The organism is Providencia sp. PROV109 (genome assembly GCF_033681625.1).
Lineage (GTDB): Bacteria > Pseudomonadota > Gammaproteobacteria > Enterobacterales > Enterobacteriaceae > Providencia > Providencia hangzhouensis.
On sequence record NZ_CP096320.1, the window covers coordinates 1,728,361 to 1,741,442 of the forward strand.

Sequence of the window (13,082 nt, forward strand, 5' to 3'; positions counted from 1 at the left end):
TTAGCTATAATGCGCAACAATTTTTCATCCAAATTGGTAATAAATACTATGAATTCTCTGTTTGCCAGCACAGCTCGCGGCCTTGAAGAACTACTGAAAACGGAATTAGAATCGCTTGGCGCTAGCCAATGCAAAGTGGCCCAAGGGGGTGTCTATTTTCAGGCCGACGAACGTGTGATGTACCAAAGCCTACTGTGGAGTCGGCTGGCATCGCGTATTTTATTGCCACTGAATGATTTTGACGTCTACAGTGACTTAGATTTGTACCTCGGTGTACAAGCAATCGACTGGAGTGAGATTTTCTCCGTCAATGATACCTTTGTTGTTCATTTTACAGGGACTAACGAAGAAATTCGCAACAGCCAATACGGTGCATTGAAAGTGAAAGATGCTATCGTAGACAGCTTCGTACGCAAGCTAGACCAGCGCCCTGATGTCGCCCGCCAGCAAGCGGATATTCGTATTAACGTCTATTTAAATAAAGAAAAAGCCAGTGTAGCACTCGATTTAAGTGGTGATTCATTACATATTCGTGGCTACCGTGATTTGGCAGGTCAAGCGCCCTTAAAAGAGACGCTGGCGGCAGCAATTATCAACCGTTCAGGTTGGCAGCAAGGAACACCCTTGGTCGACCCAATGTGCGGTTCAGGAACCTTGTTAATTGAAGCCGCAATGATGGCAACAGATAAAGCCCCCGGGTTACACCGTACGCATTGGGGCTTTTATGCATGGTCGAAATTTAACGCGGAACTTTGGCGTGAACTAACCACGGAAGCGCAAGTGCGTTTCCGCCAAGGTTTGAAAGAAACGACATCGCGTTTTTATGGTTTTGATATCGATAAGCGCGTACTGGAAATGGCTCGTGCGAACGCGCGCCGTGCAGGGTTACAAGATTTAATCACCTTTAAGCAAGGTGATGCCGCTGCATTGGAAAACCCAGTTAAGGCCGATGCGTTAGGCACGATTATTAGCAATCCCCCTTATGGGGAGCGTTTAGAAAGTGAGCCTGCTTTAATTGCGCTACATAGCCAGTTAGGGCGGATCGTGAAGGCCCGCTTCCCTGGTTGGCGTTTATCGATTTTTAGTGCTTCTCCTGAGTTACTTAGCTGTTTGCAACTGCGTTCAGAGCGTGAATTTAAAGCTAAGAATGGTCCTTTAGATTGTGTCCAGAAAAACTACCAGCTAGCGGCTACGCCATCAGAAACGATAGCGGAAATTTCACCTGATTTTGCAAATCGTTTACGTAAAAATATCAAGAAATTAAGTAAATGGGCAAAACAACAATGCATTGATAGTTACCGTGTTTATGATGCAGACTTACCTGAATACAATGTTGCGGTTGATATTTATGGCGACAAAGTGGTTATCCAAGAATACGCGCCACCGAAAACTGTTGATGAACGCAAAGCTCGTCAACGCCTATTTGATGTGATCACTGCAACAATGAATGTGCTAGAACTGACATCGAATCAGCTAGTGTTAAAAACGCGCCAGCGCCAAAAAGGCAAGCAGCAGTATGAGAAATTAGCGCAAAAAGACGATTTCTTTTTAGTGCAAGAATACAATGCGAAAATGTTGGTGAATTTGACGGACTATCTGGATACAGGGTTATTTCTTGACCATCGTATTGCCCGTAAAATGTTAGGCCAGATGAGTAAAGATGCAGATTTCTTAAATTTGTTCTGTTACACCGGCACTGCCACTGTGCATGCAGGGCTTGGCGGCGCGAAAAGCACCACTTCCGTAGATATGTCACGCACTTATCTTGAGTGGGCTGAGAAAAACCTACAAGCGAATGGGCTAACAGGTCGCCAACATCGTTTAATTCAAGCGGATTGCTTGAGTTGGCTGGCGAATAGCCGGGAACAATTTGATTTGATCTTTATTGATCCCCCAACATTCTCAAATTCAAAACGCATGGATGGTACGTTTGACGTACAACGAGATCATATCCAATTGATTACCCACCTAAAGCGGTTATTACGCCGTGGTGGAACCGTAATGTTTTCTAATAACAAACGCGGTTTCAAAATGGATCTTGAAGCAATTAAAGAATTAGGATTACAAGCACAAGAAATCACAGCTAAAACACTGTCAGAAGATTTTGCTCGTAACCGCCAAATACATAACTGCTGGCTAATTAGCCACGCAGAGTAAGGATAGAATCAATGGCTTTAATTAATTTGTCGGGTGCATATCTTTCGTTTAGTGATGCCCCATTACTGGATAATACAGAAATTCATATCGAAGATAACGAACGTGTATGTTTGGTTGGTCGCAATGGTGCGGGTAAATCAACGTTAATGCGTGTGTTAACGAAAGAACAGCCGTTAGATGATGGCCAATTGGTTTATGAGCAAGATTTAGTTGTTGCACGCTTGCAGCAAGACCCACCGCGTAATATTGAAGGCACTATTTTTGATTTTGTGGCTGAAGGTGTTGCAGAACAGGCTCAGTACCTCAAAGATTATCACCATGTTGCAAAAGAGGTCGAAACCGACCCGAGTGAAAAAAATCTAAATAAATTGGCTGAATTGCAAGAGGTGTTAGATAACCGCAATTTATGGTTGCTGGACTCTCGTATCAGTGATGTGCTGAAAAAACTCGGTTTACCTGCGGATGCAGAACTGTCTTCACTATCAGGGGGTTGGCTTCGTAAAGCAGCTTTGGGCCGTGCGTTAGTGAGTAACCCACGAGTACTATTTTTAGATGAGCCAACCAACCACTTAGATATAGAAACAATTCTTTGGCTGGAAAACTTCCTAAAAGATTTCCAAGGCAGCATCGTATTTATCTCCCATGACCGTTCGTTTATCCGTAATATGGCAACACGTATTATTGATTTAGACCGTGGGCAGCTGTCTTCTTGGCCGGGTAATTATGATGACTACTTGGTGAATAAAGAAGAAGCATTGCGTGTTGAAGAGATGCAAAATGCAGAATTCGACCGTAAATTAGCCCAAGAAGAGACGTGGATCCGCCAAGGTATTAAAGCGCGACGTACTCGTAACGAAGGTCGTGTTCGTGCGCTGAAAGCGCTACGCGTAGAGCGTTCAGAGCGTCGTGAAGTGATGGGCACAGCGAAAATGCAAGTGGGTGAAGCAGCCCGTTCTGGCAAAATTGTGTTCGAAATGGAAAATGTGAATTACCAGATTGATAATAAAGTACTGGTAAAAGATTTTTCAGCTCAAGTATTACGTGGCGATAAAATTGCGCTAGTTGGGCCAAACGGTTGTGGTAAAACAACATTATTGCGCTTAATGCTAGGAGATTTACAAGCAGATAGCGGACGAGTTCATTGTGGGACTAAGTTGGAAGTTGCTTATTTCGACCAGCACCGTGCGGCATTGGACCCAGATAAAACCGTGATGGATAACTTGGCGGAAGGCAAACAAGAAGTCATGGTCAATGGCAAGCCACGCCATGTTTTAGGCTACTTACAAGACTTTATGTTTCCACCAAAACGTGCGATGACTCCTGTTCGGGCGCTTTCTGGTGGTGAGCGTAACCGCTTGTTGCTTGCGCGTTTATTCCTAAAACCAAGTAACTTATTGATCCTCGATGAACCGACTAACGACCTTGATGTCGAAACCTTAGAGTTACTCGAAGAGCTAGTTGATGGTTACCAAGGAACGGTTTTATTGGTTAGCCATGACCGAGAGTTTGTTGATAACAGTGTGACAGAATGTTGGATCTTCGAAGGTAATGGGGTTATTAAGCGTTTTGCGGGCGGATATTACGATGCTCAGCAGCAAAAAGCACAAACAGTGAGTTTGAAAGCAGAACAAACGGGTAAAGTGACTGCCCAAGATAAACAGACGAAACCGAAAGAAACGGTAAAACGTTCAAATAAGCTCAGTTACAATTTATTACGTGAATTGGAACAATTGCCAGCAAAATTGGAACAACTTGAAAGTGAAATTGAAACATTGCAAACTCAAGTTGGTGATGCCGATTTTTTCAATCAACCACATGATGTAACAGAAAAAACGCTGAGTCAGCTAGCAGCAAAAGAAGCTGAACTAGAGCAAGCATTTGACCGTTGGCAAGAGCTTGAATTGCTGAAGAACGGCTAATTACGTTTTAATTAAAGGAGCAAATACACTTTGTGCAACCATGCGTCTCATGAACATGTGCTTTGTCCTCAGTGTGACATGTTGGTTGCAGTTCCTGAGTTGGAACAAGGGAGCAAGGCAACGTGTCCACGCTGCGAAACCACATTGGTCTCAAAGTGGCGATATCCGTATAAGCAGCCGGCAGCATATGCATTCAGTGCATTAATTATGCTGTTTGTTGCCTGCTTGTTCCCTTTTGTTAAGATGGGCGCCGCAGGGATTGAAAATGAAATTTCACTATTCCAAATCATTGAAATTATAGCAACCACGCGTTATAGCGGTCTGGCACTATTTTTTCTATTCTTTTCATTGATTATTCCTGCATTTTGTATGGTCACCATTATCCTTTTAGGGTTGCAAGTTCATATTCCTAAAGGTATTAAAGTGGTGATCACCCGTATACTGTTCCAAATGAAAGCGTGGTGTATGGCTGAGATCTTTCTAGCGGGGGTCTTAGTCAGTTTTGTTAAATTGATAGCTTACGGCGATATTGGCATCGGGTTAAGCTTTTTACCTTATTGCGCGTACTGCATGCTGCAAGTAAGGGCTTTTCAATGCTTAGATCGTCACTGGCTATGGAACCGAATTGAAGCGGCTCCGAAATTAGATAAGCCGTTAATCGTGGGCCAGACGGGTATTAAACAAGATGTACGTTTATGTCTTGTGTGTACGGCGATTTTACCTGCCGAACAATCAAAATGCCCACGTTGTCACTCCCATGGTAGTGTACGGAAAAACCAAAGTTTACAATGGACTTTGGCACTTTTAGTGACATCAATTATGTTGTATATCCCTGCTAACGTACTACCAATGATGACCACAAATACGTTGGGAACCGCATTAAACTCGACCATTATTGACGGAGTCATTTTGTTGTGGGAAGACGGGTCATACCCTGTTGCCATGGTGATTTTTGTGGCCAGTATTATGGTGCCTACATTGAAAATGATAGGAATTGCATGGCTTTGCCTAGATTCCAAGGGGTACGGTAATCGTGACCCACATCGTATGCATTTTATTTATGAGTTGGTGGAATATGTTGGTCGTTGGTCAATGATAGATGTATTTGTTATCACTATTTTAGCCTCTTTGGTTCAAATGGGGCAGTTGATGAATATTGTCCCTGCTATGGGGATTATTTTCTTTGGTGTGGTTGTTATTCTCACAATGTTTGCAGCGATGACCTTTGACCCTAGATTAACTTGGGATCGCTGTGAAAGAAAAAATGCAGTAAATACTGTTGAACAAGAAGGAGTCATCGGGTGACTGAAAAAGAAACACCGCAGGCCAATGCCAAAATTAGCAAGCTAAAAAGTTGGTCGCCTGTATGGGTGATCCCAATAGTGACGCTCTTGCTTGGTGCTTGGGTTTTATTTTACCACTTTAGCAACCAAGGCCCTGAAGTGACATTAATCACTTACAATGCTGAAGGAATAGAAGCGGGTAAAACGAAAATTAAAAGTCGCAGCGTTGATATTGGCGTTGTAGAAAGCGTGACACTTGATGACAACTTTAGTCGAGTGATTATTAAAGCGCGCTTGAATAATGAAATGAAAGAATTGTTGCGTACCGATTCCGCGTTTTGGATTGTAAAACCGACAATTGGGCGTGATGGCGTCACTGGGCTTGGCACATTACTTTCAGGTGCTTACATTGAGCTTCAACCGGGGTTAGCGGCAAAAGAACATTTCGAGTTCACCTTATTGGATACTCCGCCTCTTGCATCACCAGATGCTAAGGGAATTCGTGTTGTATTGGTGAGCGATAAGGCAGGGCAACTAAACCCAGGTGACCCAGTATTATTCCGTGGTTACCGAGTTGGTTCTGTTGAAACCAGTGACTTTGATATGGACAAGCGTGATATGCGCTACCAATTATTTATCAATGCGCCTTATGACAAATTGATTAGTTCAAATGTACGTTTCTGGAAAGACAGCGGCATTGCTTTTGATATGTCATCCCAAGGAGTTCACGTTGAAATGGGCTCAATAGCCACATTACTGACCGGTGGTGTGAGTTTTGATGTTCCAACAGGGTGGGTTCCAGGTGCAAATGTGAAGGAAAATACTGAATTCCAACTGTTTGATAACCAAAGTAGTATTCAAAATTCCTTGTATACGCAGTATCAAGATTTTGTTTTGTTTTTCTCAGACTCAGTGCGAGGCCTGCAACCCGGAGCGCCAGTAGAGTTCCGTGGTATTCGTTTAGGTACCGTTGCACAAGTGCCTTTTTATACGGAAGGTTTAGACCAATCACTGGATAATGACTTTAGAATTCCGGTTTTGATTCACATTGAGCCAGAGCGTTTCTCTAAAGATGTCGGTAAGAATTTTAATTTGAAAAATGAATTAAATTTAGCCTTGAAAGATGGCTTAAGGGCATCATTAAAATCAGGAAACTTGCTAACTGGCGCATTATTTGTTGATTTGGATTTTGTGCAAAATGCAGAGCCTTATAAAGGCCCAACTGTAGTTGCTGGCTATAAAATTATCCCGACAACCAGTGCAGGGTTAGCGCAAATTCAACAAAAAGTCATTGCAGTGTTGGATAAAATTAACAATATGCCAATTGAACCAATGCTTAATCAAACCACACAAACATTGGCAGAAGGGCAGAAAGTTGTTAAAGAAGCTAATGCCATGTTGGCACAGCTCAACAAAGTGATGGCGAGTAAAGAGTTCCAAAATTTACCTCATGACTTGCAAAAAACACTGCAAGAAATGAACCGTGCAATGCAAGGTTTCCAACCTGGTTCACCAGCCTATAATAAAATGGTGGATAACATGCAGCGTTTAGACCAAGTATTGAGAGAAGTTCAGCCACTTTTACGTACTTTAAATAATAAGAGTAACGCATTAGTTTTTGAAGCTGAGCCAACGAAGGATGTTGAGCCTAAAGGAGTGAAAAAATAATGAGATATTTATTATCGATATTTGTTTTATTATTGGCGGCTTGTAGTAGTACTCCTGAGAAAAAGTACTATCAATTGCCAATGAAAACTCCTCAGACACAATCTGCAGAGGTGATGGATAAAGGCCAAGTATGGTTACAGCGCATCATGTTATCGGATGTATTGACGTCAAATGGTATTACTTACCAAACGACAGATGTCAGTTATACCAATGCGAGTACACACTTATGGGCTAGCCCATTAGAACAACAGCTTGGGCAGTCGATGGTGAGAGAATTATCTGCGGCATTACCTGAAAAACTAGTTTCTTTGCAGCCATTACAGAACTCGCCGGATACGCTCGATATCACTTTAACGGCCTTTAATGGGCGGTATGACGGTAAAGTATTAGTTCAAGGCTTTTGGACTTACTCTCATAATAACAACGTGATCCGCCGTAATTTTGATGTGCAATTAGATCAAAATGAAGATGGTTACCCGGAGTTGGTCCGTACGTTATCGATGGGCTGGCAGCAAGTGGCTGAGAGTATTGCGAAAGAGATAGATAAATACTAGTTATTACCTAAGTATTTTATATTAAATGCACCTTTAATATATATGGTTTATATATTTTAGGTGCATTATTATTTTTATTAAATATAGATATTTTTTTAATTTATATATTAGTGAATGATAAATTCTTTTGTTCTCTAATATGATGATAAATAAAAGGATATTTTTATTTATGATTAAAATCAATAGATTATATTAATTGCCACATACAAGTCACATTTATGCTATTTATGACAAATATATGAAAATCTTTACTTGATTTTTTTATCAACGGGCGCTATTTCTATAGTGTGCCTATTAAAAAATAGTAGGTGCTGTTTTCTTTTCCATTTAAATGATGAGGGAAGTAAGGCATGAAAAGACAGAAGCGAGACCGTTTAGAAAGAGCTTTATCAAGAGGTTATCAAGCAGGTTTAGCAGGGCGCTCTAAAGAACTATGCCCATATCAAGCAGTAGATGCTCGGTCGCATTGGCTAGGTGGTTGGCGAAAGGCGATGGAGGATCGAACCATAGCGGTAGTGTAACCCCCACATTCTTTTAATCTTTTAGGTTAAATAGCCTGTACTCGTTTATTTGAGTATTTTCGGGTTTTTAAGTTAAAGATATCAATCAATTTAAGAACCTCCGCCATTGCGGAGGTTTGCATTTCAAAGCTTAGAATGCGCTCGTGTCTTTAAAAAGACCCACTTTTAAGTCTGTTGCAGTATAAATTAATTTACCATCAACTAAGACTTCACCGTCTGCTAACCCCATGATCAGCTTACGGTTGATCACGCGTTTAAAGCTGATGCGGTAAGTGACTTTCTTCGCAGTAGGGAGGACTTGGCCTGTAAATTTAACTTCGCCAACGCCTAAAGCACGTCCTTTTCCTTCACCGCCAAGCCAGCCAAGATAGAAGCCAACTAACTGCCACATTGCATCTAGGCCTAAACAGCCAGGCATGACAGGGTCGTTTGTAAAGTGGCAGCCAAAGAACCAAAGGTCTGGATTAATATCCAGTTCAGCTTCCACATAACCTTTATTAAATGTGCCACCATCTTCAGTCATACTGACGATGCGATCCATCATCAACATGTTTCCTGATGGCAGTGGAGGACCATTTTCTCCAAATAATTCGCCTTTACCAGAAGCAATTAAATCATCTTTTGTGTAGGATCCGCGTTTATCAACCATGTTCTTAAGATAGCCTTTATTATGTGTAGGGCTACAGGATAGCTTACACTTGTACGCTGAACAACTCCGATCTGCTATTTTTTACGCAATCTTTACTTAACTCATCCATTTTAAGAACCAAGGAAGTCTAGCCTTATCCGGTGAATTTGCTTGATTAATGCGTTCTTGAATTAAAGCTAACAGGTGTATATTTTCCTCTTCAGCTTGCTGTTCAAAGTAAGGTTGTTTAGTGAGTAAAGTAATGGCTTGGGCGACATGTTCAACGGGCCAAATATGGAATTGGCCTTCTTTTACGGCTTCAACGACAGCAGATTTGGTGCATAAATGGCGGACATTTGCCATTGGGATGATGACACCTTGGTTGCCAGTTAACCCGCGTTTTTCACAGATATCAAAGAAACCTTCAATTTTCTCATTCACCCCACCAATAGGTTGGACATAGCCAAATTGGTCAACCGCACCAGTGATAGCAATTTGCTGGTCAATAGGCTGTAGTGCTAATGCACTAATTAAAGCGCACAGCTCTGCGAGTGATGCGCTATCACCATCAACTTCACCATAAGATTGCTCAAAGACGATAGAGGCTGAGAAAGGTTGAGGTTGCTCTAATTTAAGCTCGTAATTTAAATAGGCTTGCATGATCATCATGCCTTTGGCATGGATATTACCACCTAACTCTGCTTTGCGTTCTACGTCAGTGAATTCGCCATCACCTAAATGGGCGACACAGGTAATTCGAGAAGGTTCACCAATAGCGTCAGGGTGCCCCGGGTATTGCAAAACAGATAAACCATTAACTTGGCCGATAACTTCGCCTTCGGTTTTAACAAAGATCTGTTCTTGCAAAATATCATCTTGAGTACGTTCTGCTAGGAAACTATGGCGCCATTGGCGATTTTCGTTAGCTTGATTAAATGACTCTTGAGTGAGCAAATGGTTGACATGGTAATGGCTGGCATCTACAAGGGAGCGAACTAACCAAAGATTATCAAGAGGAAGATTAAATTTATCCTCACAGTAACGTACAGCTTGTTGGATAAAAGGAAGCCACCCATCAGGGGAAATATTCGGTAATTTATTTGAATCAATAATGGATTTAATATAACGCATCCATAAGGTCAATTGTTCTTCATCTTCGAAGAACATAACAGGCTCATATTCGCCATAAATAGCGCAGCTAAATAGCTCTGGTGATGTAAATTCAAATTCTTCTAGAGCGAGTCGGTCACCAACAATTATGACTTTAAGTTCTAAAGGCTGTGGCTTAATTTCAATGGGTAAAGGTTGATTATCCGAATAAGGTAGCCATTCAAGCTGTTGACGGTTAACCATATTTTTTAGGCGAGCCCACATTAAAGGTTGATTAATTAATGTGCTAGCAGCGATAACTAATATGCCACCATTGATTTGGTGAAGTAAGCCTGGGACTAAATTCAAGGAAGGGGTAACATAGCCAAATAATTGTTCGGGTTCTATCCAATTACGGTAAGCGATTTTATCACGAGAAGAAAAACGGCTTGTAACACCATTTTCCCACTGGAAAACGCGGTTATCTTCAGATAATTGATAGTCACCATCAATAGTATTTATCTCTGCCAGTAATGGGGTAATTGCATTAGCATAAAGGCTAAGATATGTCTCACTTTCATCAGACTTGATAAACATAAAGCGCGTTTGGGCAAATTCATCAACAAAATGTTGTATGCCATCAGATAGCCTAGGCTGAATGTCTGATAAAATTGCAGGGGTCAACGTTTCTGAAGATACAAATTTCGTCTGAAATGACGATAAGTTAGGAATTAGGCCTTGCCATGTTAGTTCTTGACTGATCACTATAATTATCTGCTATTAATAGAGTTATAAATAAAATGCCTGCCAGTAAGCTGGGCGTATATGCCTGAAAAAGGTTTATTTAATAAATTTGCTAAATAGCATTGTTTGTTTTATAAACAAATTTCAGGCTAATTCATTACCCAATGGGCAAGCTTGTTATATTAGCCTTTGATAGGCAATCTTGCAGCAATAATTGTTGAATTATCGACTAGAATAACGAAAACATAAATACAATGGGTAGTGTCATTGGCCAAGTTAAGCCAATAAGTATGGCGCTCAGTAGGCGCATAAAAAAGTTTGGATCTTTTGTTACGAGTAGGGTAAATAGCATTGCGCATACACCGCCAATCCCATAGATGACGAGTATGTATTCAAATGTGGACATGCAGTTTTATTAATTTGTTAACAGATAGGGGCGGATTGTACACTATTTTTACAAGGTAGGCTTACCTTCTTTATTGAAAAAGTGAATATTCCACTAAATCGAATATCTGCATGAGTATTTTGTTTATAATCTTGCTAATATAAAAATAGGTTCAATTTTCTTCAGGAAAAATTATGAAATATCAGCAGCTTGAAAATCTTGAATGTGGCTGGAAATGGGAATACCTCGTCAATAAAGCAAGAGGTGGCGAAGCAATTACCCGCTATATAGAAAGAAGCGCAGAAAAAGAAGCCATAGACTTGCTGCTAAAAATGGAAAATAGACCGGTTGATGTACTAAAGTGGATCACTCAGCATATGAACCCAGAGCTTGATAACCGAATGAAACAGAGTATTCGGGCGAGGCGTAAGCGTCATTTTAATGCCGAGCATCCACATACACGTAAGAAATCAATAGATTTAAATTTTTCAGTATGGCAGCGTTTGTCTAATCTTGCCGTGAAGCGTAATAAAACGTTGTCTGAAACTATTATTCAGTTGATTGAAGATGCGGAACACAAAGATAAATATGAAAGCCAAATGAGCTCATTAAAACAAGATTTGCAAGCGATCCTTGGAACACCAAAGGGGAAAAGATAATTAAAGAAGATCTGTGAGGATCCGTGCTGGTAATTCAAGCTATATGACATGATTGCGGGAAGTTTAATTTTAAAAATGAATTTTTGTATCGTGTCTATTATTTTTAGTAATAAAAAACCCCAATATTAATTGGGGTTTTTGTATTTCAGTTCGAAATTCAAACTAGGGCTAAGAATTAAGCACCTGGCTGAGTTACAACTTCAGTTGTACCTTGGATTTCGATTTCAACGCGACGGTCTGGCGCTAAACACTCGATCAGAGCTGCACGGCCTTTAACGTTGTCACATTTGTTACCAGTTACTGGATCTTCTTTACCACGGCCTTCTGCAGCGATTGCGCTAGCTGGAACGCCTTTAGATACTAAGTAGTCAACTACTGACTGAGCACGTTTCTGTGACAGAGGCAGGTTGTAGTTTTGTGAACCGATACGGTCAGTGAAACCAACTACCAGTACGCGACCTTGAGTTGGGTCGATGCTGCTCAGTTCGTTGTACAGTTCATTCAGAGCTTGCTGACCTTCTGGTTTCAGAGATGCTTTGTTGAAGTTAAACAGAACGTCTGAACGCAGTGTGAAACGTTTGTTTTCAACAACTGGAGCTGCTGGCTCAACAACTGGAGCTGGAGCAACAACTGGAGCATCAGCTTGACCGAAACGGTATGCAACACCAACGCTCAGCATGCCGTTGTCTGGACGAGTACCGATGTTGTCTTTATCACCTAAGTTGCTAACCCACTGGTAGTCTAAACGAGTAGCCCACTCTGGAGTGATTGCATACTCAAGACCTAATGCGTATACAGGTGCAACGCCAGTGTCAGTTTCTTTGAAACGTTGGCCATTTTGGTGAGCTTTAGCTTCTGTACGGTAAACCATACCACCTAAACGAGTGTAAACATCTAAGTCATCCATGATTGGATAGCTTAATTTGGTAGTTAATGAAACACCCATAGATTTCAGGTCACCGCTGTTACCAGCGCCTTTGTATTTCATTTTACCGAACCAATCATAGCCAAGCTCGAAGCCTAAGTATTGGTTATATTGGTAACCAGCGTAGGCACCTGCACCGATTGTGTCACGGTCAGTGCTGTTACCAACAGTGCCCCAACCTGCATAGTCTGTACCAGTTTTTGCTGGATTCAGGCTAGTGTCTTCATAGTGAGACCAACCTAATTTAGCACCGGTATACCAAGTGTTATCTTTTGGAGCTGCTTGTGCAACGGTTGCAAAAGCTGCTACTGCCACTGCTACTGCGATAGCTGTTTTTTTCATTTTTACGCCTCGTTATCATCCAATATTGGCTTGGCTTCGCTGAGCCTTATTATATGCCATTGGTTTAATTTACTTGCTAGGTTTCGCAGACATTATCTACAAAAAAATAATAAAAGTAAAAAAATAATGCCATAAGCCGAACAAGCTAAAGTCTACAACGAACTTAAAAAGATACAAGTAGAGTGAGCAATAATCGTTAAAAAAAGTA

General features: G+C 41.2%; 11 protein-coding genes. 7 read left to right on the forward strand and 4 right to left on the reverse strand.

The genetic code is table 11. The features are described 5' to 3' along the window. Window positions 1-48 precede the first annotated feature (48 nt). From rlmKL to rmf, 6 genes are all read left to right on the forward strand, one after another. On the forward strand, window positions 49-2,157 hold the full coding sequence (gene rlmKL / locus M1F25_RS07825; RefSeq protein WP_181489562.1) for a bifunctional 23S rRNA (guanine(2069)-N(7))-methyltransferase RlmK/23S rRNA (guanine(2445)-N(2))-methyltransferase RlmL: 2,109 nt from the start codon (window positions 49-51) through the stop codon (window positions 2,155-2,157). An 11-nt stretch (window positions 2,158-2,168) separates the two neighbouring features. Continuing rightward, window positions 2,169-4,076: an ABC transporter ATP-binding protein gene (locus M1F25_RS07830; RefSeq protein WP_004256139.1), complete on the forward strand. Its 1,908-nt coding sequence runs from the start codon at window positions 2,169-2,171 to the stop codon at window positions 4,074-4,076. Window positions 4,077-4,106: 30 nt separating this feature from the next. Then, complete coding sequence (gene pqiA, locus M1F25_RS07835) at window positions 4,107-5,381, forward strand: membrane integrity-associated transporter subunit PqiA (RefSeq protein WP_071585858.1); 1,275 nt, start codon at window positions 4,107-4,109, stop codon at window positions 5,379-5,381. Continuing rightward, entirely contained in the window at window positions 5,378-7,027 is a 1,650-nt protein-coding gene (gene pqiB, locus M1F25_RS07840) for an intermembrane transport protein PqiB (RefSeq protein ID WP_004256135.1), read from the forward strand. The genes pqiA and pqiB overlap by 4 nt, the downstream gene beginning before the upstream one ends. Further along, a complete protein-coding gene (pqiC, locus tag M1F25_RS07845; protein WP_004256133.1) occupies window positions 7,027-7,581 on the forward strand; it encodes a membrane integrity-associated transporter subunit PqiC in 555 nt (184 codons plus the stop codon). Before pqiB ends, pqiC begins: the two co-directional genes overlap by 1 nt. A 350-nt stretch (window positions 7,582-7,931) precedes the next feature. Next, window positions 7,932-8,102 (forward strand): ribosome modulation factor, encoded by a 171-nt coding sequence (gene rmf, locus M1F25_RS07850; protein ID WP_004256131.1) that lies wholly within the window; start codon window positions 7,932-7,934, stop codon window positions 8,100-8,102. Window positions 8,103-8,232: 130 nt separating this feature from the next. On the opposite strand, the gene fabA is transcribed toward rmf, so the two are convergent. The 3 genes from fabA to M1F25_RS07865 form a co-directional block, all read right to left on the reverse strand. Beyond that, entirely contained in the window at window positions 8,233-8,751 is a 519-nt protein-coding gene (gene fabA, locus M1F25_RS07855) for a bifunctional 3-hydroxydecanoyl-ACP dehydratase/trans-2-decenoyl-ACP isomerase (RefSeq protein WP_004256129.1), read from the reverse strand. 96 nt (window positions 8,752-8,847) lie between these two features. Further along, window positions 8,848-10,584 (reverse strand): AAA family ATPase, encoded by a 1,737-nt coding sequence (locus tag M1F25_RS07860; protein ID WP_181489563.1) that lies wholly within the window; start codon window positions 10,582-10,584, stop codon window positions 8,848-8,850. A gap of 208 nt (window positions 10,585-10,792) precedes the next feature. Then, a complete protein-coding gene (locus tag M1F25_RS07865) occupies window positions 10,793-10,969 on the reverse strand; it encodes a GhoT/OrtT family toxin (RefSeq protein ID WP_071585857.1) in 177 nt (58 codons plus the stop codon). Between the two features lie 173 nt (window positions 10,970-11,142). On the opposite strand from M1F25_RS07865, the gene matP reads away from it, so the two are divergent. Beyond that, window positions 11,143-11,607, forward strand: a complete 465-nt coding sequence (gene matP / locus M1F25_RS07870; RefSeq protein WP_112308203.1) for a macrodomain Ter protein MatP — start codon at window positions 11,143-11,145, stop codon at window positions 11,605-11,607. Between the two features lie 175 nt (window positions 11,608-11,782). Here matP and ompA read toward each other — a convergent pair whose 3' ends face one another. Further along, entirely contained in the window at window positions 11,783-12,874 is a 1,092-nt protein-coding gene (gene ompA, locus M1F25_RS07875) for a porin OmpA (protein ID WP_004256113.1), read from the reverse strand. Between the last annotated feature and the right edge of the window lie 208 nt (window positions 12,875-13,082).

Bases quoted from the DNA above. Each gene is read 5' to 3' on its own strand.
- rmf (WP_004256131.1), top strand. From the start codon at position 7,932: ATGAAAAGACAGAAGCGAGACCGTTTAGAAAGAGCTTTATCAAGAGGT.
- pqiC (WP_004256133.1), top strand. From the start codon at position 7,027: ATGAGATATTTATTATCGATATTTGTTTTATTATTGGCGGCTTGTAGT.
- ompA (WP_004256113.1), bottom strand. From the start codon at position 12,874: ATGAAAAAAACAGCTATCGCAGTAGCAGTGGCAGTAGCAGCTTTTGCA.
- M1F25_RS07830 (WP_004256139.1), top strand. From the start codon at position 2,169: ATGGCTTTAATTAATTTGTCGGGTGCATATCTTTCGTTTAGTGATGCC.
- matP (WP_112308203.1), top strand. From the start codon at position 11,143: ATGAAATATCAGCAGCTTGAAAATCTTGAATGTGGCTGGAAATGGGAA.
- M1F25_RS07865 (WP_071585857.1), bottom strand. From the start codon at position 10,969: ATGTCCACATTTGAATACATACTCGTCATCTATGGGATTGGCGGTGTA.
- rlmKL (WP_181489562.1), top strand. From the start codon at position 49: ATGAATTCTCTGTTTGCCAGCACAGCTCGCGGCCTTGAAGAACTACTG.
- fabA (WP_004256129.1), bottom strand. From the start codon at position 8,751: ATGGTTGATAAACGCGGATCCTACACAAAAGATGATTTAATTGCTTCT.